Source organism: Bacillus sp. 2B09, from assembly GCF_003946835.1.
GTDB classification, from domain to species: Bacteria; Bacillota; Bacilli; order Bacillales; family Bacillaceae; genus Bacillus; species Bacillus altitudinis.
In genome coordinates this window covers 1-21,069 of the sequence record NZ_RPSG01000010.1, presented here as the reverse complement: position 1 = coordinate 21,069, position 21,069 = coordinate 1, and the positions used below count along the sequence as shown (strand labels likewise).

The 21,069-nt window shown below is 37.3% G+C and carries 18 protein-coding genes; 14 read left to right on the top strand and 4 right to left on the bottom strand.

Going from position 1 to position 21,069, the window contains the following annotated elements; translation table 11 throughout:
* Positions 1–72: 72 nt before the first annotated feature.
* The 5 genes from rlmH to EBQ12_RS16510 all read left to right on the top strand — a co-directional run bounded on the left by rlmH (position 73) and on the right by EBQ12_RS16510 (position 8,383).
* Positions 73–552, top strand: a complete 480-nt coding sequence (gene rlmH / locus EBQ12_RS16530) for a 23S rRNA (pseudouridine(1915)-N(3))-methyltransferase RlmH (protein ID WP_079920278.1) — start codon at positions 73–75, stop codon at positions 550–552.
* Positions 553–1,215: 663 nt separating this feature from the next.
* A complete protein-coding gene (locus EBQ12_RS16525) occupies positions 1,216–2,985 on the top strand; it encodes a DUF262 domain-containing protein (RefSeq protein ID WP_098680394.1) in 1,770 nt (589 codons plus the stop codon).
* 593 nt (positions 2,986–3,578) lie between these two features.
* Positions 3,579–5,462 (top strand): 3'-5' exonuclease, encoded by a 1,884-nt coding sequence (locus EBQ12_RS16520; RefSeq protein WP_125590766.1) that lies wholly within the window; start codon positions 3,579–3,581, stop codon positions 5,460–5,462.
* Between the two features lie 183 nt (positions 5,463–5,645).
* Positions 5,646–7,475, top strand: coding sequence for a hypothetical protein (locus EBQ12_RS16515; protein WP_125590765.1), 1,830 nt, complete (start codon positions 5,646–5,648; stop codon positions 7,473–7,475).
* A 59-nt stretch (positions 7,476–7,534) separates the two neighbouring features.
* On the top strand, positions 7,535–8,383 hold the full coding sequence (locus EBQ12_RS16510; RefSeq protein ID WP_125590763.1) for an MBL fold metallo-hydrolase: 849 nt from the start codon (positions 7,535–7,537) through the stop codon (positions 8,381–8,383).
* Between the two features lie 68 nt (positions 8,384–8,451).
* Here the strand turns inward: EBQ12_RS16510 and EBQ12_RS16505 are convergent, their stop codons facing one another.
* Positions 8,452–8,694, bottom strand: a complete 243-nt coding sequence (locus EBQ12_RS16505; RefSeq protein WP_125590761.1) for a hypothetical protein — start codon at positions 8,692–8,694, stop codon at positions 8,452–8,454.
* A gap of 14 nt (positions 8,695–8,708) precedes the next feature.
* Complete coding sequence (locus tag EBQ12_RS16500) at positions 8,709–8,975, bottom strand: hypothetical protein (protein ID WP_241215653.1); 267 nt, start codon at positions 8,973–8,975, stop codon at positions 8,709–8,711.
* A gap of 82 nt (positions 8,976–9,057) precedes the next feature.
* On the opposite strand from EBQ12_RS16500, the gene EBQ12_RS16495 reads away from it, so the two are divergent.
* The 5 genes from EBQ12_RS16495 (at position 9,058) to EBQ12_RS16475 (ending at position 13,172) form a co-directional block, all read left to right on the top strand.
* Complete coding sequence (locus EBQ12_RS16495) at positions 9,058–9,648, top strand: Crp/Fnr family transcriptional regulator (protein ID WP_125590759.1); 591 nt, start codon at positions 9,058–9,060, stop codon at positions 9,646–9,648.
* 71 nt (positions 9,649–9,719) lie between these two features.
* Positions 9,720–10,061, top strand: coding sequence for a darcynin family protein (locus EBQ12_RS16490; protein ID WP_039165381.1), 342 nt, complete (start codon positions 9,720–9,722; stop codon positions 10,059–10,061).
* A gap of 105 nt (positions 10,062–10,166) precedes the next feature.
* Positions 10,167–10,673, top strand: a complete 507-nt coding sequence (locus EBQ12_RS16485) for an LURP-one-related/scramblase family protein (RefSeq protein WP_125590757.1) — start codon at positions 10,167–10,169, stop codon at positions 10,671–10,673.
* A gap of 180 nt (positions 10,674–10,853) precedes the next feature.
* Positions 10,854–12,197 carry a TcaA 3rd/4th domain-containing protein gene (locus tag EBQ12_RS16480; protein WP_125590755.1) on the top strand — a complete coding sequence of 448 codons (1,344 nt, stop codon included), beginning with the start codon at positions 10,854–10,856 and terminating at the stop codon, positions 12,195–12,197.
* A gap of 114 nt (positions 12,198–12,311) precedes the next feature.
* A complete protein-coding gene (locus EBQ12_RS16475) occupies positions 12,312–13,172 on the top strand; it encodes a LysR family transcriptional regulator (protein WP_125590753.1) in 861 nt (286 codons plus the stop codon).
* A gap of 39 nt (positions 13,173–13,211) precedes the next feature.
* On the opposite strand, the gene EBQ12_RS16470 is transcribed toward EBQ12_RS16475, so the two are convergent.
* The gene (locus tag EBQ12_RS16470) at positions 13,212–14,108 is read right to left on the bottom strand and encodes a PhzF family phenazine biosynthesis protein (protein WP_125590751.1); all 897 of its coding nucleotides are present in this window, start codon (positions 14,106–14,108) and stop codon (positions 13,212–13,214) included.
* 252 nt (positions 14,109–14,360) lie between these two features.
* On the opposite strand from EBQ12_RS16470, the gene EBQ12_RS16465 reads away from it, so the two are divergent.
* Positions 14,361–14,924, top strand: coding sequence for an Imm64 family immunity protein (locus EBQ12_RS16465; protein ID WP_164511664.1), 564 nt, complete (start codon positions 14,361–14,363; stop codon positions 14,922–14,924).
* Between the two features lie 39 nt (positions 14,925–14,963).
* Here EBQ12_RS16465 and EBQ12_RS16460 read toward each other — a convergent pair whose 3' ends face one another.
* Complete coding sequence (locus EBQ12_RS16460) at positions 14,964–15,674, bottom strand: GntR family transcriptional regulator (protein ID WP_052321090.1); 711 nt, start codon at positions 15,672–15,674, stop codon at positions 14,964–14,966.
* Positions 15,675–15,829: 155 nt separating this feature from the next.
* On the opposite strand from EBQ12_RS16460, the gene EBQ12_RS16455 reads away from it, so the two are divergent.
* The 3 genes from EBQ12_RS16455 (at position 15,830) to EBQ12_RS16445 (ending at position 20,786) form a co-directional block, all read left to right on the top strand.
* Positions 15,830–17,728, top strand: a complete 1,899-nt coding sequence (locus EBQ12_RS16455) for a beta-glucoside-specific PTS transporter subunit IIABC (protein WP_125590747.1) — start codon at positions 15,830–15,832, stop codon at positions 17,726–17,728.
* Between the two features lie 9 nt (positions 17,729–17,737).
* Positions 17,738–19,177, top strand: coding sequence for a 6-phospho-beta-glucosidase BglA (gene bglA, locus EBQ12_RS16450; RefSeq protein WP_125590745.1), 1,440 nt, complete (start codon positions 17,738–17,740; stop codon positions 19,175–19,177).
* A gap of 373 nt (positions 19,178–19,550) precedes the next feature.
* Positions 19,551–20,786, top strand: coding sequence for a TerD family protein (locus tag EBQ12_RS16445; protein WP_125590743.1), 1,236 nt, complete (start codon positions 19,551–19,553; stop codon positions 20,784–20,786).
* Positions 20,787–21,069: the final 283 nt, after the last annotated feature.

The following is a 21,069-nucleotide window of genomic DNA, read 5'->3' as shown; positions in this document are numbered from 1 at the left end:
AAAATACACAAATTTTATCCACAATTGTTGATAACTTATATGAATAACTTGTTCTTAAGGTGGGGATGACCTGTGAATATATCAATTATCACAGTAGGAAAATTAAAAGAGAAATATTTAAAGCAAGGCATAGCCGAATACACAAAACGATTACAGGCATACGCAAAAATCGACATCATTGAGCTCGCAGACGAAAAAGCACCCGAGAATCTCAGCGAGCAAGACATGAAAATCATCAAAGACAAAGAAGGCGAACGCATCCTAAGCAAAATCAACCCAGACGCCCACGTCATCGCCCTCGCCATCGAAGGAAAAATGAAAACTTCTGAAGAATTAGCCGATACAATAGATAAGCTGGCAACATACGGAAAAAGTAAGGTGTGTTTTGTCATAGGCGGATCCCTTGGACTAAGTGATGCTGTCATGCAGCGCGCGAATGAGAAACTGTCGTTTTCGAGGATGACGTTCCCGCATCAGTTGATGAGGTTGGTGTTGGTGGAGCAGATTTATCGGGCGTTTCGGATTGTGCGGGGGGAGCCTTATCATAAGTAGATGAGGTTTTTTTAATCATTCCTACCATAATTAATAGTATCTTGATGTAAAAAGGTTCAGCTTAATGTTCTATAAAAGATGTCTTTGCTAGACATTGTAAACTTAAATCTTATGAGTATCTGATAATGATACATTAAACTTTCCATTCGCTGTCTTCTCTGTTTTATCTTTTGTTGATGCATCATAGGAAAATCATTGAATTTTTCAATAACCAATATTTTTTCTTTTTAAAATCGCTAGGTTTATTCTTACTGTTAATTTTTTATGTCTAATTCCATAACTTATTTAAACAATAGTGAGTAGAAGAATATGAATGATAATGAACCTATTTTGTGAAATCGTAGAGACTAACAATTTCTGTTAAAATATTATTCGATTGAATGAAGTTTTATTGAAATTAGGTAATGGAAAATTAAATAATAGGAGACATAACTTGAAAAAATAAAATATTAAATAGATATGGATATCGCACTTGAACAAGCATTAAAAATATCTGGTGTAAAGATAGAAAGAGAAAGCTTTCTGACCAATACCTTTTCAGAACTTGTATCTCCAGCACATTATCCATATTGATTTACAAGATAGCATACTAGTAAAAGATTAATAATTCAATTATTAATCGGTAGTATAAAGTAAATGTATTAAAAGAAAGGAGAATAAATAATGGCTACATCTATAGAAGTAAATAAACAGAGTGTAAAGCAACTATTAGAAACAGGAAAAGTAAATAAATTTGTTATTCCTGAATATCAACGTCCGTATGCATGGACTGACGAACAGATTCAAACGCTTTTTGAAGACTTAACAGAGTATACAGAAAATGATAATGGAAGCACTTATTTTCTAGGAACGATTGTTTCTTATGAAAATGATAGTGGTGAACAAGAAATTATAGACGGTCAGCAGCGAATTACGTCCTTATTCTTATTGTTACGAGCGCTTTACTTCAAACTTAATTCAATGAAAGAAACAAAGGAAGTAGCAAACTTTAAAGCACAAATAGAATCAGCATTGTGGGAACAAGATGAATTAACAGCTGAGGTTAACTTTGAAAAAGCTCTAATTGAATCTAGAGTTATAAGTGATGAGGGAAACAAAATTTTTGGTCAGATTCTTGTTAACGGGACTACTAAAGAAACTGCAAAAGATAACTATTCACTTAACTATAAATTATTTACAGAGTTAATTGAGAATTATGCTTCAAATGAACCGGAGTTATTTTTTTGGTTTATTAGGAATGTTTTAAACAAGGCAATCTTATTACCAATCACAGCTGATTCCCAAGATACAGCTTTAACGATCTTTTCAACTCTTAACGATAGAGGACTAGCTTTATCCGATGCTGATATTTTTAAAGCGAAAATCTATAATAATTTAAGTGTTGATATTAGAGCTGTTTTCATTGAGCAATGGCAACAACTTGATGATGAAGCGAAAGATGCTGGTGAAAGCATTCAAAAACTATTCTATTATTATATGTTCTATTTAAGAGCCTTAGAAAATGATCGAAATACTACAACTCCAGGTCTAAGAAAGTATTATTCCAGAAATAATTTTGAACAGTTATATAAAACTGATATTATTACAAACTTAAATTCAATGCTGAATTTATGGAAGGTGGTTAACAATCGTGTGGAAATAGAAGATGAGAATTGGTCTAAAAATATCGAGATTAAACAAATACTTGATGGGTTATCTTCGTATCCAAATGAATTTTGGAAGTATCCAGTAGTTATTTATTATCTTAATTATTATCATTTACCAAATTTCGAAAACCTTTTTTTACGGTTTCTTAAAAATTTACTTGCTGTTTTGGCAGCGCGTTACATAGTTACGCCAACTATTAATGTAGTCAAGCGAGGGATTTTAAATCTAAACTCTGAAATTATTAATTCGCCTACACCTATATTTAATTTTAATAAGTTGGATGAACAAGAGCTGAAAATTAAGATTAAAACTGCGCATCGTAATACTGTTCGGATGATTTTAAAGATACTTGCTTATCAAAAGCAGGAGAAACTCCTTCCTGATAAATGGGAAATCGAGCATATACTACCTAAAAAATGGCAATCTAGTTATTTTCCAAATAATTCTGAGGAAGAGATAAAAGAACTTGTGGAGCATTTGGGAAATAAAATACCTTTTGAAAAAAAGCTTAATATCATTGCAAGTAATGGATATTTTAAAAAGAAACAAGACAGCTACAATAAGTCTAAAGTTCAAATCTTATTAAATTTATCTAGCGAACATAAAGACTGGGGAATGAATGAAATTCGAGAAAGAGACATACGAATTTCTGACGAGCTATTAAATGTATTTAATGATTGGGGATTAAATCAACCCGATTTTCTAAGTAAAAGTGAAGAACAACCAACCCCAACCCCTGAAGATTTAAGAGCAATAAGGGAATTAAAAAGAAAAGGTCTAATTTAAAATTTATTTTTTAGAAGCTATGAATTTGAGTGACTTGTGTTAATTTCATAGCTTTAAATATACTTACCGCACTTAGATACGTCACGGATTTAAAAACATCAAATTAAATGAACAGTTAATAGAAAATAATTTTAAAAACTCTTAAAGGAGAACAAGATAATTAAATCATTTGTTATTACTTTTATCGTATTACCTTCATTATTAGGAGCTGCATTGGCATTCACTGTAGAAATACTACCCCTAATATGGAGTATCATTACACAAAAAGGGACAAGCTTGGCATTTAAAGATTTAGTAATTACATTTGTTTTAGGCTATGTAATGTATCTGGTGTATATTGTATATAAAGCGATCATTCACAAATTCAATAAAAATAAAAGTCACTAAAAATATATACAGATACAAAGCGAAATTTTAACAAAAAGCTCTTAAATTATTAATTTAAGAGCTTTTTTGAGTTTTCAGCTATCTTTCTAACGAACATCTCGATCACCATTCTTTAAATAATCCTATATAATGTAATAATTTACATTCAAACAATCTAGATTATTCCGATATATGGTTTATAAGGATAATAGAGGGGTGTAGTATGAATGGCAATTACATTACCAGAAAGTATTAAAAGTACTGCTACTGCAGGAGAACGAATTTTATTTCGAACATTAAAGGAATATCTACCCGAGGATTATATTGTTCATTATGAGCCTAATATCAATGGGTTTAGACCAGACTTTGTGATAATCGGTCCGGATCTAGGAGTATTAGTTTTGGAAGTAAAAGATTACACCAAAAATACAATAAGAGAGCTAAACGACAATACCTGGGGCATTTTAAATTCTTCTGGTGATTTACATAGAGTGAAGAATCCCCTAGTTCAATCCAGAGAATATGCTTTTAAAATAAAAGATATGCTTGAGAAAGATATTGATTTAATCAATACAGAAGGGAAATATCAGTTTAAATTAAAGTTTCCTTATGGTTATGGTGTCGTCTTCACTCGGCTTCATGAAGAACAACTTTTAAAAAATAAAGTATATGAGGTTATTGATCCACATTTTATTTTATCGCGTGATCAGATTGATCCGGATAATGACCATTTTGATCCTGAGATCTTAATAGAAAAATTGTTTGATATGTTTCATGTGCCTTTCAAGTTAAATACGCCACTATCATCTGACGAATTAGAAAGGATTCGCTATCATCTATACAAAGAAATACGCGTTGGAGCAGATGTTGAACCAGTCCCATATCAAGAAAAACTGTTATTATCTTTTCGAAACATCAAAACGATGGATCTGCATCAAGAAAACTTGGCTAAACAGATTGGTGATAAACATCGGCTAATTAGAGGAGTAGCAGGAAGCGGTAAAACCTTAATCTTAGCGACTCGAGCAAAAATGTTAGCTGAACAACATGCGAATTGGAAGATATTAATACTCTGTTACAATGTAGCTTTGAAACAAAATATTAAACAAATGATTCATTCTAAATTTACAGAACCAGATGAATTTCTGACATCCGATCATAGAAAAACACCAAATTTAAATAATATACAAATATTAAATTTTCATCACTGGATTAAAAAAGATCATGGTATTTCAGAACTTGAAATAGATGATTACATTGAAAAAGTAGAAAATGATGCTTTAACTCCTGTAAAGTATGATGCCATTTTAATTGATGAAGGGCAGGACTTTGAAGGGAGCTGGCTGCATCTCATCAGCTTATGCTTAGATCAAGAGACGCAATCTTTACTTTTAGTAGAAGATAGAGCGCAAGATATCTATCGGAAAAGTAGAAGCTATGTGAAAGATACGGGGCTTGATTTTAGAGGTAGATCTAGAATCTTAAATATAAATTATCGTAATACGTCACAAATTGTGGATTTTGGATGGAAATTTTACGATAGCCATAGAGCTTTAGATCTTAAATTAAAACAAGAACAGACAGAGACAATCGAAATCATCCCTCCAAAAAAGACGAAACGTAAAGGGCCAGAAGTAGAGCTTTTAAGATGTAATAACTTTAAAGAAGAAATAGAGGAGATTACTAAACAAATAGTGGATCAACATAATGAAAAGAACATACCTTACTCTGAAATGGCTATTTTATATCGTATAAAGGGATATAATAACCATTATATATCAGCGATTCAATCTGAATTTCAAACAAAGAATATTCCTTACAATTGGATAACTGAAAATGGTGCAACCAAACATAAGTTCAATCCAGAGGAAGAGACAGTCAAAATTTGTTCTCTCGATAGTAGTAAAGGTCTTGACTTCCACTCAGTTTTTATTGTGAAAGCTGATCTGATGCCATTAAAGTATGAAGAGGATCAAGAAAAAGAAGTGTCTTTAATGTATATAGGAATGACTCGTGCTAAAGAGTACCTATCAATATCTTATTCAGGTGTTTCTTCGTTTACTCAGTATTTTGAGGATGCAAAGCAAAAAGAGCCGACATTTAATCAATAATTTTAAATAGTAAAAGGTACGGGAATTATTCATTTCTCATACCTTTTTTCATGTAAGAAGAAAAGAAGACTCTTCTTAATAAATATCGTATTATATATAATGAAAACTTAGTTCAAGAAACGATTACAGCAGGTATTGGGAACGATCACATATTCAATCTACAATTACTCAAAGGAGACTTTCATGGGTTTCAAAGCTGACTTTAAACATGAAATACGTAACGTAATAAAAGACGTAGAAAAAGAAATAAATAAAACGTGGAAAATTGATTATAAAGGGCATTCTATAGAAATTACAAACCAGATAAAAGAAGAGCAACTAATCATTGATGGTGTGACAGTTGATAAAAAACAACGAAAAAGTTTATTGACTCATATGATCCCTTATTCAAAATTGTCAGGGATATTGGAGCTTCAAGATGGTACAAAACACAAGGTGTCCGTTAAACTTGGTGGGTATGTACGATTTCGTTGTATGGTGAAGGTAGATCATGAAACGGTTTTAGATGAATCAATGAAGATAGACCTTCTACCATGGGATCATAAAGAGAAAATCGTTCCCTTTATTCAACAACAAATTCAATCACATCATAAAATAGTAGACGACCGTTTACCCGATGAAGATTATTTATTTGACGAAAATGAACCACGATTGGCTCCCGGTTTATCTGATTATTATGTAGATGAACGACCTGCCCCTTTTTATGTGAAGAAATTATTGAAGCTTTTTGAAAAACAACTAAATCATCCTACAAATGAAACAAGAAAGAAAACATATGAAAAAATCATTTCTAATAATATGGCGAGCCGCAGCAGTGAGCTAATTGAACGATTTCAGCAAACACAATGGGATGAATCCCGTGTACAGCAAGAAGCGTTATGGCTTCTTGAACATGCAGCACATCGGGAGGTCGTCAAATTTGCAGTTATGATATTGGGATGTACGAACTGTGAAAAATACAAAGAGCTTTTATTCACAATAGGTATGCATGAAGAATTTACTTCTTATGTCGTGATTGCATTGAAGAATGGCACAATTCAAGGAAACGAACATGTTTGGCGTCTTGCAAAGTCTGTTGATGGATGGGGGAAGATTTCGGCTGTTGAGCAATTGGAAGCATCGACGCCAGAAATAAAACGATGGTTACTAACAAAGGGCTGCGAAAATACAATCATGAATGAATACTTAGCTTATACTTGTGCTCTTAATGGTGATCTGGAAACAGCTTTATCAGAAGATGAAATTTCCAAAGAATTATACGATGGAGCGAGTCTCATCATTCAAGCATTATTAGAAGATGAGGTTTCTATCTACGGAATCGATGAGTATTCAAATGCAAGCTCAGTTCTCTGCCGATTTATTCACCATGCTCATAAGCACTGTCAATCAATTGAGGACTTTTATCCAATATTGAAAATAAATGAGTTTTTAAATGATGAACAAGAGATTTGGGACGACCGATTGAATGCTTCATGGAAACAGGAAGATTATAAGGCTATCCAGGAAGCTGTTCAACCGTTTATCAATGACAGTAGATGGCCAAAGCTTGCAACCGATTCGTTACAACAGGGTTTTAGCTCCCAAGCACTTGAAATCGCTCTCTTTTATCGTTTAGATGTGATTGAGCATCTATTTGCTTTACTTGAGAAAGATCCGGCAAATAGTGAAATATACTTTGCTGTGATGGACACAAGTCAACACCCGCATATTAGAGAGCTTTGCACATTTGCAGAAACACATTTATCGTTATCAAACCTCTCAGATGATGAAGTGGCTTGTCTACAATATATTGTGCAAGATTTATATGAACACGAAGGTGTAGGATTGCCATTGATTCAAGCTGCACTTAGATCAGATGATGGAAATTTACAGTATCATGCTTTAAGTGTATTAAAAGAATGGTCTCCTTCGTATTCTCAGCAAGCGGCCACAAGAGAATTGATTGAACATATTGCTGTGAAGACAAAGGATAAAGAAGATCGAAAGCTAGCCAAATACTTATTAAAGAAATAGGATTCGGTTTACATTCGCACTACGAGAATAAAATCTAAATATTAGAAAGCAGGCACACCATGCACACAATCAAAAAAATAGGCAAAACCTTCTCCTACATCACACCAGTATCACTCACCGACCGCCCCATCCTAGGCATGGTCGTAGGCAATAACAAAACATTAATGATCGATGCTGGAAACTCAGAAGATCATGCGAACTATTTTATCCAAAAGACCTTAAAACAAGAGAACGCTACACCTGATCTGGTGATCCTCACGCATTGGCATTGGGATCATATTTTTGGTCTGCCGGCGCTTCCTGATTCGGTTGCAATTGCTTCGGCAAAAACCAGAAAGGAAATGGAGAAGCTTCTTCCGTTTTCTTGGTCAGATGAGGCGATTGATGAGCGGGTGAGGGAAGGAACGGAGATTGAGTTTTGCGCGAAGGCCATCAAAGAAGAATATAAGAATCATCGAGAGATTCAGGTCGTTTTACCGGATGTCACGTTTGATCGTCGGATGGAGATTGATCTTGGCGGGGTGACTTGTGTTGTGCAGCATGTTGGAGGCGATCATGCCGCAGATTCAGTGATCGTGTATGTGAAAGAGGAAAAAATCCTGTTTCTTGCTGATTGCATTTATCCGAAAATGTATGCTGAAAAAGTACATTATACGGTAAAAGAAATCTTGCGTCTTTTAGATGAGTTAGATGCTTTTGATGCGGATACGTATATTCCTTCGCATCAAAGACCATGGACAAAAGAGGAGTTTCGTCAGGAAACAGACCAGCTTCGGATGATGGCGAAATACACAGATCTTTGTGGTGGAGATCAACAGAGAATCACGATAGAATATCAAAATTACGTGAACAGAGAATTGAAAGAAGATGAACTAGAAACCATTGCTTACTTTGTAAATGGTTATTAAATAATTGTGGTGACTAAATAGAAAAAGTCTCGTTTGAGGGAAATCACTCAAATGAGACTTTTTTATTTCTAAGGCAAACCTACAACATCTTCTGCATCACGAACTGTGACAGACATCTGTTTTGCATTAATAATAATGACACAATCCCAAGTGGGCTTTATTTGCAGCTCATCATTCTCATCAATACGAATAATTCCTTTAAATTCAACAGTCTGTTCGAGAAAGACCATTTTCTTTTCTGTATCATCTTTGACGGCTGTTAAATGTTCAGGATAGTGAATCGTCCAATCATAAAAAGCGGTTTTCTTCATAGTTCCTCCTATTTTCATTCGTACACATCTCCGAATACTTCTTTTGTTTGCCGGATTGTCAGTGATTTATTGGTTGGATTAATTGAAATGACACAATCCCAAGTAGGTTTGATTTGTAGCTCGTTGTTGTCATCCAACCAGATGATGCTATTTAGTTCAATAGATGGCTCTAAAATGACCATTTTCTTTTCATGATGATCGGTAATAACTATTAAATATGCTTGTAAATGGATAGTCCAGTCAAAAAAAGTGATTTTTTTCATTGTTTCTCCTCTCATCATCGCTTATATTTCCATTATAACCTGAGTGTTTTCTGACACTATTTTATATCAAGTTTTCCATTACTAGAGAGGTAACTTACAAATGGACAAAATAACTAACCCATACGACACGTTCAAAACCAAAATATCGAAATATCCAATTGAACAAAATCATTGGCAAGCTTTCAAAGATGGAACAACGATTAAACAGTTAAAAGCAGGTACATGCATAATCAAGGCTGGCGATCCGGTGAAGCATGCCTATTTTTGCATAACAGGGCTCTTCCGTCTCTTCTATTTGTTACCGGATGGAAGGGAGCACAATGTGGCTTTTACGTTGGAAGATGATTTTGCTACTTCTTATGCAAGTATGATCAACGGGCAGCCTTCTCCTTATTCGATTGAAGCGATGGAGGATTCTATTGTGATTGAAATTCCGTATGATCTGCTTCAAATGTTGATGGACAGCAGTCATATGTGGGAGCGGTTTGTTCGGGTGAGTGTAGAAAGGTTGTATACGAGAAAGGAAGAGCGTGAGAGGGAACTGCTATATTTGCCAGCCATTGAGCGATATCAGGCGTTTTTATTGAAATATCCCGGGTTACATCAACGTATCGCTCAATATCATATTGCCTCATATATCGGTATTTCTCCAGTTTCGCTGAGCAGGCTGCTGCATCCTGCTGAACATTAACCTATGTTAATGCACATTCTCTAGAACTGGCGTACAATCATCACATCATAGAAGAATCGAGGGGCTTGATGATGAAATATATGATGGTTGTTTTATTAGAGTTCTATCCATCTTGGCTTGCTTTACCACGAGAGGAGCGCAGAACCCATGCGGCTTCGCTGCAAGAGTTGATGCAAAAATATGAGGAACATGTGACGGTGCGCTTTTTTGATGCTGAAGCTCTTCCAGGTAAGGATTACACAGATTTTGTGATGTGTGAAACAGATGACCTGAAGTTCTATCATTTTATGTGGGAAGAGATTAGAGATTCTATTCCTTACACAAGTGGTTATGTCAAAATGAAAGAAGTCATCATGGGAATGGAAGATGCTTTTCAAACATATGAAAAAGAATCTCTGAAAATGGATCAGTAATCGAAAACCACCTGCTATCAGGTGGTTTTTTGCACATTCTATTTTTTGGTATAATCAGTGGTAAGGTAAGAACGGATAAATTTTTGAACTGAATCGGAGGTAATTATGAAGCAGCTGTATATGAAGCAAAAGGTATTTAGTCTGAGCGGCAGGTTTACAGTCAAGGATCAACAGGAGAATGATGTATATGTGGTCGAAGGCAGCTTTATGAAGGTGCCAAAGACGTTTACCATTTTGAATACAGAACGAGATGAAATCGCTGTGATTACGAAGAAAATGTTTACCTTTTTACCGAAGTTTGTAGTAGAAGTTGATGGTCAAGAGGTATTGACGATCAAAAAAGAATTTACGTTCTTCAAAGCCAAATATTCAATTGATGCTGCTGGTATCGAAGTACAAGGGAACTGGTGGGATATGAATTTCCAAGTGCTGCAAAGCGGCGAAGTGATTGGTCAGGTAAAAAAGGAATGGTTTACTTGGGGTGACAGCTATAAGGTGGATATTTTGAAAGAAGAGATGGAGCCTGTGATGATTGCATTGGTTGTTGCGATTGATTGTGTGAAAGCGGATGAAGCGGCGTCTAGGTCTTCGTCGACGACGACGACTAACTAGAAACAGAATATAGTCATCCATAAAACACCTCAAAGAGCTTAAAGCTTTTCGAGGTGTTTTTGTAAATTGAGTTTTAATTGCTAATTCTTATGATTCATATATTATGAATTTTTTGGGTCATACTCTATTATTTAACTTTAGTGTTATAATAATCAAATAAATTGATTAAGGAGTATGAAAATGAAAAAAAAGACGTTATTTATTATTGGTAGTAGTGTAGTTCTGTTATTTATTATTATCTTTTTGGTAGCTGGACGTTCAGCAAATCCAGCAGATTTGGCAAAAGAATTTAAGGAAAAAGTGGAAAATGGGGATGCAAAGGGCCTAGTTAAATTAGTGAAGCTTCAAAATAAAGAGATGTCATGGGATAAAAATGATGCTGAAAGCATTATTAACTATCTAAAAAATGAAAGTAAAGAATTTGAAAATCAGGTTGAGTTATTAGAGTATCAAGCAAAGTATTATAATTCAGACGGTAAGGATAGTACATTTACTGAGAGTCTATTTGGAAAAGCCTTTTTGTCTATGGGACCATTCTTTATAGATAAAGAGAAAGGTTTTTTAGGGAGAGAGAAATATACGATTAAAGCGAGAGCTTATAAGGTAGAAGTGGAAGCCGCCAAGGGTGCTGAAATTTCTTTTAATGGAGAAAAAATCAACTTAAAAGACAGTAGTTCTAAAATGCTGGGCTATTACGGACCAGGTGTATATGATATAAAAGGAGAAAAAAAATTTAATTATACAACAGTAAATGATGAGGAGGAATTCACTCTTTTTGATGCCGATTCTTTTGAAAAAACAGTCAGTCTTAATTTTTCAGGTAATAATGTAGATGTTTCATCATCGATACCTAATACAGAAATAGTAGTGAATGGAAAAGGAACTGGAGAGAAAATAGAAGAAGGTACGACTTTTGGTCCTGTGAAAGAAGGGATCACTCTACAAGGTAAGGCTAAATTCCCATGGGGAGAAGGCAAAAGCAAAGAATATGAAGTGAAAGTTGAAGAAGATACAGATACGTCTTCTGTTTTCGGAGGATCAACAAATCAGTATGATTTAACACCTAATCCAATCATTGATAAAGCTTTTAAAGAAAATATGAAACAGGTGATAAATGATTTCGCAAAGCAGAGGGTCGAGGCTAAAAATTCTAAGGATGCAAATAAGTTAAAACGAGTGTCTGATAATCTTAAGAAAGAGTTTATAGAAGTGATTGCTGGGTATGATTCAAAAAATTATTATGAGGGAAAGGCACTAGGCACAAGAATTGATTTTTCGAAGGCTACCTATGAAATTGGAAGTGGAGGATCACATCTAATACATATTCCAGTAGAGTTTCATGATAAAGAAAGAGAAGTTCTTGAATACGTCGACAGTGAAAGCGAAGAAGGATTTTTAGAAGTTGAGCTTACTCTCGAATATATTGAAGATAAAAAATCATGGATAATTAGCAGTGTTGAAGACGATTACTCGTATAGTGATGATTATATGACAAGCACAGAGGTAGAAAAAACAAGTTTTTAATTTAGCAAAAGAAATGAGATAATTTTTACAGAAAGTACAATTTCTTTTAAAAGGAAATTGTACTTTCTGCGTTCCAATACTAATGGCCAGAAAGCAAAAGAGGTGAGCAAACGAATGACATTCCCATACAAAGTATTTCAAACAGTCGTCGAATGCGGTAGCTTTACAAAAGCTGGTGAGAAGCTTGGGTTGACGCAGTCGGGTGTGAGTCATAATATGGCGAAGCTTGAGTCAGAGCTTGGGATTGTGCTACTTCATCGGAATCGAAACGGGTTGTCGCTGACAGATGCAGGTGAGCGAGTGATGCCCCATATTCGCCAAATCATTCATCATGCGTCATTGCTTGAGCAGGAGGCGGCGTTGATTCAAGGGATGGAAGTGGGGAGTATCAAGATCGGCACGTTCTCTAGTTTTTCTTCAAAAATGCTTCCGCAGCTCATTCATCGTTTTACGAAAAGTTATCCCAATATCCAATTGGAGTTATACGAAGGCGGCTATGAAGAGATTGAAGAGTGGATCGCATCTGGCACAGTTGATCTTGGGTTTTTAACACAGCCATCTAGAGATTTGGAAACTGTTCCACTGTTTCAAGATGAATTGGTTGTGCTCATGCAAGAGAGTCATCGTTTCCATACAAAGAAGGTGATGGAAGTGGCTTCGTTCCAAGATGAACCATTTATTATGCCAAAAGCGGGCTGTGATCGACTCATTAAGAAATTATTAAAAGAAAGAGGCGTGAAGCCCCATGTTTTGTTTGAGATTGGGGACAACAATACGATTATCTCTATGGTTCAGGAAGGCCTTGGGCTCACGATCATTCCGAAGTTGATTTTGCCGCCTCAGGTGCCTCATGCGAACGTAATTCCACTTGAGACCCGTGTTTATCGCGAAATCAATATGGCGTTTAAATCTTTTAACGCAGCCTCTCCCTCTACCAAAAGATGGATTGAAGCGGTCAAAGATCATTTTAAATAGATTCAGCTTGAACGAGAGTCTCTATTCAAGCTGATCAATTTATAGCGTGATCACCCCACGAATGGTAATAACCGCTGCACCTGCTACTTTAATGACCGGCTTTGCTTCATTCGGAATGACCGTGATACGAAGCAATCCTGGTCTGCCGATTGCATCACCTTGGGCAATGCGCAGATGAGTGGTTTCTTGCTGAGGAATGATCCCTTCCAAATACAGATATCCGGCCAATGCCCCGTTTGCTGCTCCCGTTACAGGATCTTCGGGTATGCCAATGCCAGGTGCAAAATCCCTTGTATAAAGATCAAAGTCCTTTGTGGATTGAAACGTATAAAGATGAGTCGTTGTGATATCCTGCTCTTTATTCATTTTTCCTAAAGCTGCTAGGTTTGGTGCTGCTTGATCAATGTCATTCTGGTGTTTCAGCGGAACCAGGAGATGCCAGTTTCCGGTGTTTGCTAATTTTATAGGATAGGATGGATCAATTCTGTCACTGCTTATACTGAGCATGTCACTAAGCTCTTCTACATCGATGATAAAATCTCGCGTCTTTGGCGTGACCTGTGTCATCTCGACATTCACAACTTTGCCATTCTCTTCGTGCCATACAACGGGAACATGGCCGATCTTTGTTTCTAACACCACCCCTGATTTTTCTTTAGCCATCCCTAGCTCCGTCGCTAAAAGCCAAGTCAACCCAACCGTCGCATGCCCGCAGAAATTGACCTCTTCCGTTGGAGTGAAATACTTCACTCGATAATCGGCTTTCTCATCATGTGCCGGTAGCAAGAAAACGGACTCGGGTAAGTTCAACTCCTTGGCGATATTCTGCATCTCATCCTCCGTTAACCATTCCGCATCCAACACCACCCCAGCGGCATTACCTCCAAATTTCTCAGTTGTAAACGCATCGACATGATACACCCTAATATCTTTCATCTGACGAATCCTCCTAAACATATTGTTATGTTCATCATAAATGTGTAAGATGCATTCGTAAAATGAATCTTTTGAATGTGATGAATTGGAATTGTTCATGTAATATCAAACAACTAGGCGGTAAGGCTGAAAAAAATAATGATAGTTCAAAAGGCAGGTTCAAAGAGAATCTGCTTTTTGTAGTATGCTTGAACAAAACAAAAAGAAAGCGAGGGGGTCAGCATCGCTTTAGGAGGATATATCAATATTGGATTGGTATTCTATGATGACATTCATTTAACAACCACTTTCCACCAACTGATTGACTATTTAACAAAGAAAGGCATTTCAATAACGAAAGTAAAGTTTAGTCAAGACGCTAATGGCGAAGCATGGATCGAACATGATATAAAAGAGAATAAAATCAAAAACAATTGCTTGGAAGGCTATTATACAGAATTTGAATTGGAGGGAACATGTCTAAAACATACAACCATGAACATACAAAAAGAAGCTGGCTTTGTGGGATTCGTTCTATATTTAAAGTGGACAGAGGTTGTTTCACATGATGTCGTTCGTATTCAACAGGAGATCGTACAGTGTCTTGTAGAACTTTATCATACTCTTCCGTTTGAGTATGCATTCATTGGTCATGAAATGGAAGTCGAGATTCATCCAGATGATGTTGAAAAGAGTCTGCAAGAACACCATGCTTTTCCAGTTGTTCTTATAGGTAAAGAGGATTATTTAGTGATTTTTTACGGTGATACTGCCATTGACGGGCTAACTACTCAAGAGAGAGGGAAGAAATATTTAAAGGTTAAAAGAGAACAGTAGAAAAGCCTCCTGAATGTCTCAGGAGGCTTTTTCCATCCATCACCCATAATAATTATTCGCCTGAATAAAAAATTGGGATTGCATGTAGTTATATGTGATTTTCGAGAAGTCGAAGGGCTGGCCGTTAGTGAGATGAAAGACGGTTTCGACACGAAGAGCAGGATCGTCTTGTTTAAGTCCGAGGTGCTTCGCTTCGGTTTCATTCAGTTTGCCAACTTGCAGGTACATGTCAGAAAAGCCCACTTTAAGACCAAGGCCTTCACTAATGAATTTAAATACAGAATCGGCTGCAATTTCTGTGTTGAGGTAAGGAATAATGGTTTTCCGGTAATAGGACTCTTCTAAACATAAAGTTTGTCCATTGATGTAACGAATGCGTTTAAGGTAGAAAACATCCTCATCTAGTTCAATGTTTAAATTCAGCGCAGCTTCTTCTGGCGGTTTGACGGTATCTAACGTGAGAACTTCTGATGTCAGTTGAAATTCCTCTAAATCTTTTTTGAACCCTTGGTTGGATAAAAGGCTGATATAGCCTTTGCGCCTGTGCCTTCTCACAAAGATGCCGCTGCCCCTCACCTGATAGACAATCCCTTTTCTTTCGAGTAAATCTAATGATTTGATAATTGTACTTTTGCTCACAGCAAATTGATTCATGAGCGTCTCAAGCACAGGGAGTTTGTCTCCTTGCTGCAGCTCATGTGTGACAATATATTTTTCAATATCGCTCGCAATTTGTTGATACTTTAACATAGCCATTCCTCTTTGTTTTCACGATTTATTGTCTTTGTATTATAGCACATCCCGATTTCTCTTTGATATGCAAACTCAAATTATATATGCATTGATAAATTGTAACGGTATAATTATAATGTACATATACTAGTAGTGATAAAGGGGGGTTTTATATGTCAAAAGTGAGGGATTATCAAAAGCTTGCAGAAGACATCTTAGAAGCAGTTGGCGGAGAAGAAAATGTGGTGAGTGCTGCAAGATGCGCCACGAGGCTGCGTTTGGTGCTGAAGCGTTCTAATCCAAAGGCAAAAGAAGCAGTCAACGCCATGCCTGGTGTCATTACAGTGGTGGAAAACGGTGGTCAGTTTCAGGTTGTGATCGGTCAGCATGTAGGTGAGGTATATGAGCATTTTTCCAACCTTGTTCAGCTCCAAACGTCGGATGATGATCAGCCGAATGAAAACAAAGGAACGATACTGAATCGGGTCATTGCGACCATGTCCGCTGTGTTCGCGCCATTTGTGTATATTTTAGCCGCAGCTGGTATTTTACAAGGTGCACTTATCTTAATAAATTTGATATTTCCAAGCTTCTCGAAAACAGGCACTTATGAAGTGTTTAGCTTTATTTCTTGGGCACCGTTTACGTTCCTGCCTATTTTTATTGCGATAACTGCAGCCAAGCATTTCAAAACGAATATGTATATCGCGGTTGCTTGTACAGCTGCGCTTGTCAGTCCTTCTTGGACAGAGATTGCTGGACGTGTAGCATCAGGGGAAGGTGTGACCTTTTTAGGGATTGCGTTATCTGAAACGGTTTATACATCATCCGTCTTGCCACCGCTTTTCTTAGTATGGATACTTTCCTATGTAGAAAAATTCTTAAACAAACGAATTCATGAAGTCGTCAAACCGCTATTTGTCCCATTTTTATGTATGGTCGTCATGGTTCCGTTAACCATTCTATTAATCGGTCCTCTTTCGACAGCAGGTGCAAATGGAATTGCAAACGGATACAATGTTTTAGCTGAAAATGTACCAGCTCTGGCAGGGGCCATTATCGGCGGTTTCTGGCAAGTACTCGTGATTTTCGGTGTTCACTGGGGCATCACGCCAATGGTACTTGCGAACTTTGAACAATATGGACGTGACTCTTTTCAGGCATATCAAACCATCGCTGTTATCGCTCAAGTCGGTGCTGTGCTGGGAGTTATTTTAAAAGCAAGAAATCGGGAAACACGGAAAGTTGGGGTTTCAGCTGGAATCACAGGACTCTTCGGTATTACGGAGCCTGCGATTTACGGTGTCACCTTACGTTTTAAAAAGCCGTTTATTTTCGGGTGTATTTCTGGAGCGGTCGGTGCCGTAGTGGCCAGCTTCTTTACGCCTTATTACTTTGCATATGCAGGGCTGCCTGGCCCGCTGACCATTGTGAACGGAATCAGTGCAGATTATCCAACGTCTATTATTGGTATTTTGATTGGTGTGGCCATTGCGCTGATTTTACCAGTTGTGCTTATTCAAATGTTCGGATATGGAGAAGATACAGTAGAACAGTCAGCTAGTGAAACATCTATTAAAGATCAAGACGGAGAAACGACACAAGCTTCTATGAACAATGAAGAAATGATCACGGCTCCACTTACAGGAAAGGTGCTTTCGTTATCTGAAGTGCCAGATGCCGTATTTAGCTCTGGGGCGATGGGGAAAGGTTTTGCCATTCATCCGACCGATAACAAACTGTTTGCACCGTTTGATGGCAGTGTCGTCATGCTTGCACCAACAAAACATGCGATTGGTCTGCGTTCTGAATTTGGTGTAGAGTTACTTGTTCATGTAGGAATTGATACGGTCTCTCTAGATGGATCGGCATTTACACTCAATATCAAAGAAGGCGACAAGGTGAAAAAGGGTGACTTGTTGATGACATTTGATCAGGAAGCAATTGAAAGCAAAGGATTACAAACAATCACACCTGTTATCATTACCAATACCCAAGCATACGAAGATGTGATTGTAGAGGAACGTTCGACATGTCAGCCAACTGACGTCATGATGACAATTGTGAAATAGGAGGAATAGATAATGACTTTACCAAAAGATTTCTTATGGGGCGGGGCATTAGCCGCTCATCAATTCGAAGGTGGATGGAATGCAGCTGGCAAAGGGCCGAGTGTTGTAGATGTCATGACAGCAGGTGCTCATGGTGTTCCAAGACAGATCACGGAAACGATAGAAGAAGGAACTTTTTATCCAAACCATGAAGCCATTGATTTCTACCATCGTTACAAAGAAGATATCGCCATGTTTGCTGAAATGGGATTAAAATGCTTGCGAACATCGATCGGCTGGAGCCGAATTTTCCCTAAAGGAGATGAAGAAGAGCCGAATGAAGCAGGCTTACAGTTTTATGATGATGTGTTTGATGAGCTGATTAAACATGGAATCGAGCCTGTCATTACGTTGTCTCACTTTGAAATGCCCCTTCATTTGGCAAGAGAATACGGCGGATTCCGAAGCAGAAAAGTCGCTGAATATTTCGCGAAATTTGCGGAAGTATGCTTCAATCGTTACAAAGACAAGGTCACGTACTGGATGACATTTAATGAGATCAATAACAAAATGGACGTCAACAACCCGTTGTTCCTTTGGACAAATTCAGGGGTATCTGTCAAAGAAGGCGAAAATGCCAAAGAAGTCATGTATCAAGCGGGCCATCATGAATTGCTTGCAAGTGCATGGGCAGTGGCAAAAGGAAAAGAGATCAATCCGTCCTTTCAAATTGGAGCGATGGTGTCCCACGTGCCAATTTATCCATATTCCTCAAACCCAGAGGATGTCATGCTGGCAGAAGAATATATGAGACAGCGCTATTTCTTCCCAGATGTCCAGGTGCGTGGCTACTATCCAAGCTACGCGTTAAAAGAATTTGAGCGCGAAGGCTATCACATTCCATTTGAAGAAGGCGATGAAGAAAGTTTAAGAAAAGGAAAAGTAGATTACCTTGGCTTTAGCTATTATATGTCAACAACGGTCAAAAGCGATGCAGTATCTGATCACAAAGGAGACATTGTCAATGGAGCACTGCCACATGGTGTAGAAAATCCGTATATCAAATCAAGTGACTGGGGCTGGTCCATTGATCCGACAGGTTTAAGGTATACATTGAATCGTTTTTACGATCGCTATCAAATCCCGCTATTCATTGTGGAAAATGGCTTTGGTGCCATTGATCAAGTGGAAGAAGACGGTTCTATTCATGACCCAGAGCGAATTCAATATCTCGCTTCTCATATTCAAGCACTGAAAAAAGCGGTTGAATATGACGGTGTGGACCTCATCGGCTACACACCTTGGGGCATCATTGATATCGTGTCATTCACAACCGGTGAAATGAAAAAACGCTACGGCATGATTTATGTTGACCGTGATAACGAAGGTAATGGTTCAATGAAGCGTCTTAAAAAAGATTCGTTTACTTGGTATCAAAACGTCATCGCAACGAATGGTGAAGAAGTGTAATAAAGAAATGACTGGCCCGGATGAGCTTGGGATGCGCTTGTTCGGGTTTTTTTATTTCCTATGCTTCAATGTAGCCTGAATACAAAGAAAAAATAGAGTGATCACAATAAAATAATTCATTGGATTGTGGAAGACATTGATACTAAATGCTAATTGAAGAAGAATCCAAAAACCGAATATCACTGTAACAGCTGGGATGATTTTTTTATACACATTGATTCTCCTTTCGAGAGTAGTTTGTTTTTAGGTGGCATTGTCTCATATCATTGCAGAGATGAAAAGAGAGAAAGATATTAATAGGTTCTATTGCACAATTTGGTATAATTGATCTATAAAAACGATAAATGGTAGATAAAGAATAGGAGTTGTTGAAATGAATCAAACTCTGCAAATGGGTGCCAATACCGTACTAAACTCTCCAAAGGGGCAATTATCCATCAGTTATGAAGTCTCATCTGCAATTGATATTTCTTTAACGGCGTTTCTCTTAACAGATTCAAATCTAGTTCAAGGAGATAATGGCATTATCTTTTACAATCAGCCGGAGAGTGCTACGGGTGTCGCGACACTTTTACCAGCAGAGATATCAGATCAGTTGAAAAGACATCAATTGAATTTTGATATGAGCAAAGTGCCTGTCGGAATCACGAAAATGGCTATTACACTAACAGAGGATCGAGGAATCGGCTTTTCTCATGTGAAGAATCTGCAAGCAGAAATTCGAACAGGTGATGAGGTGCTATACCTAACACCAGTAAGCTTTACAAATGAAAAGGGTATTGTCGTAGTAGAGCTATACATAAGAAATAGTGAAACGAAAGCACGATCCATCTGGCGTGGCTTCGATTCTGGATTGGAAGGGCTATGCAAGCTTTATGGGGTGGAGGTTGAACCTGATGAACAGGATGTTTCTACACCTCCTGAAATGGTTTCTGAAAAACAAATTAATGAGCCTGCTCCAATGAACACAGCCGCTAAAGAGAAAGTCGCTGCACCTATTAGCTTAGAGAAAGTTCAAGGTAAAATTAGTCTAGACAAAGGTCATAAACCGATCATCATTGAAAAAACACCAGAGATTACGGCTACAGTATCTTGGGAGTCTGGCACCGATTATGATATTTACGCATTGGTCTATACGAAGTCAGGAAAACAAATAGATGTGGCCATGTTTGGCGCAAAAGGTGTTCCCGCTCTCAAAAGTTACGGTAACGGGGCTGTTGAGCATATGGGAGATGTCGGTAGAGATCGTGAATCAATGAAAACAGAAGTCATTAAACTAAGGTTAAATGATGATATCCTTGCGGTGGTACCCGTTGTTTACTCTGCTCAATCAAATGGAACAGGTTCTTTCTATAGATATAGAGTGTCTATGAGTATCGATAATCATCAAGGAACGTCTGTCACGATTCACGCGAAACATGCAAATGACAATGATCGAATTTATTCTTGTGTTCCAGGTATACTTCAAAACACAAATGATGGCGTGATCATCCGTCCACTAGAGCTTTACAGTAAACCAAACTCTGAGCGTAGACCGAAGTTAAAAATGAAATATTCAAATGAGATCGATGTTTTGATGGATAAAGGACCAATCAATGACTATAAGTAACGTGAACATGTGGCTAGACAGAGTATAATGAACTGTCTGGCTTTTTCTATATCCTACAATTAATAAACTCGTTTATCCGAATTAGCGGGTAAATTGGATAGAGAGTTCATTCCATTTTTTATGTCATTTAGCCTATTTTTCCGTTTTGAAGGTCACGGTAAAATAGACTTTATGATCAATAATGGAGGGAGTGGCTTAATCTGGGCAAGATACTTGATGCAAAAGCACTAACCAGTGCCATGGATACAAGGGCAAAACACTATCAGGAACTCCGTGAAGAAAT

Bases quoted from the DNA above. Each gene is read 5' to 3' on its own strand.
- EBQ12_RS16525 (WP_098680394.1), top strand. From the start codon at position 1,216: ATGGCTACATCTATAGAAGTAAATAAACAGAGTGTAAAGCAACTATTA.
- EBQ12_RS16520 (WP_125590766.1), top strand. From the start codon at position 3,579: ATGGCAATTACATTACCAGAAAGTATTAAAAGTACTGCTACTGCAGGA.
- EBQ12_RS16515 (WP_125590765.1), top strand. From the start codon at position 5,646: ATGGGTTTCAAAGCTGACTTTAAACATGAAATACGTAACGTAATAAAA.
- EBQ12_RS16510 (WP_125590763.1), top strand. From the start codon at position 7,535: ATGCACACAATCAAAAAAATAGGCAAAACCTTCTCCTACATCACACCA.
- EBQ12_RS16505 (WP_125590761.1), bottom strand. From the start codon at position 8,694: ATGAAGAAAACCGCTTTTTATGATTGGACGATTCACTATCCTGAACAT.
- EBQ12_RS16500 (WP_241215653.1), bottom strand. From the start codon at position 8,975: ATGATGAGAGGAGAAACAATGAAAAAAATCACTTTTTTTGACTGGACT.
- EBQ12_RS16495 (WP_125590759.1), top strand. From the start codon at position 9,058: ATGGACAAAATAACTAACCCATACGACACGTTCAAAACCAAAATATCG.
- EBQ12_RS16490 (WP_039165381.1), top strand. From the start codon at position 9,720: ATGAAATATATGATGGTTGTTTTATTAGAGTTCTATCCATCTTGGCTT.
- EBQ12_RS16485 (WP_125590757.1), top strand. From the start codon at position 10,167: ATGAAGCAGCTGTATATGAAGCAAAAGGTATTTAGTCTGAGCGGCAGG.
- EBQ12_RS16480 (WP_125590755.1), top strand. From the start codon at position 10,854: ATGAAAAAAAAGACGTTATTTATTATTGGTAGTAGTGTAGTTCTGTTA.
- EBQ12_RS16475 (WP_125590753.1), top strand. From the start codon at position 12,312: ATGACATTCCCATACAAAGTATTTCAAACAGTCGTCGAATGCGGTAGC.
- EBQ12_RS16470 (WP_125590751.1), bottom strand. From the start codon at position 14,108: ATGAAAGATATTAGGGTGTATCATGTCGATGCGTTTACAACTGAGAAA.
- EBQ12_RS16460 (WP_052321090.1), bottom strand. From the start codon at position 15,674: ATGTTAAAGTATCAACAAATTGCGAGCGATATTGAAAAATATATTGTC.
- EBQ12_RS16455 (WP_125590747.1), top strand. From the start codon at position 15,830: ATGTCAAAAGTGAGGGATTATCAAAAGCTTGCAGAAGACATCTTAGAA.
- EBQ12_RS16445 (WP_125590743.1), top strand. From the start codon at position 19,551: ATGAATCAAACTCTGCAAATGGGTGCCAATACCGTACTAAACTCTCCA.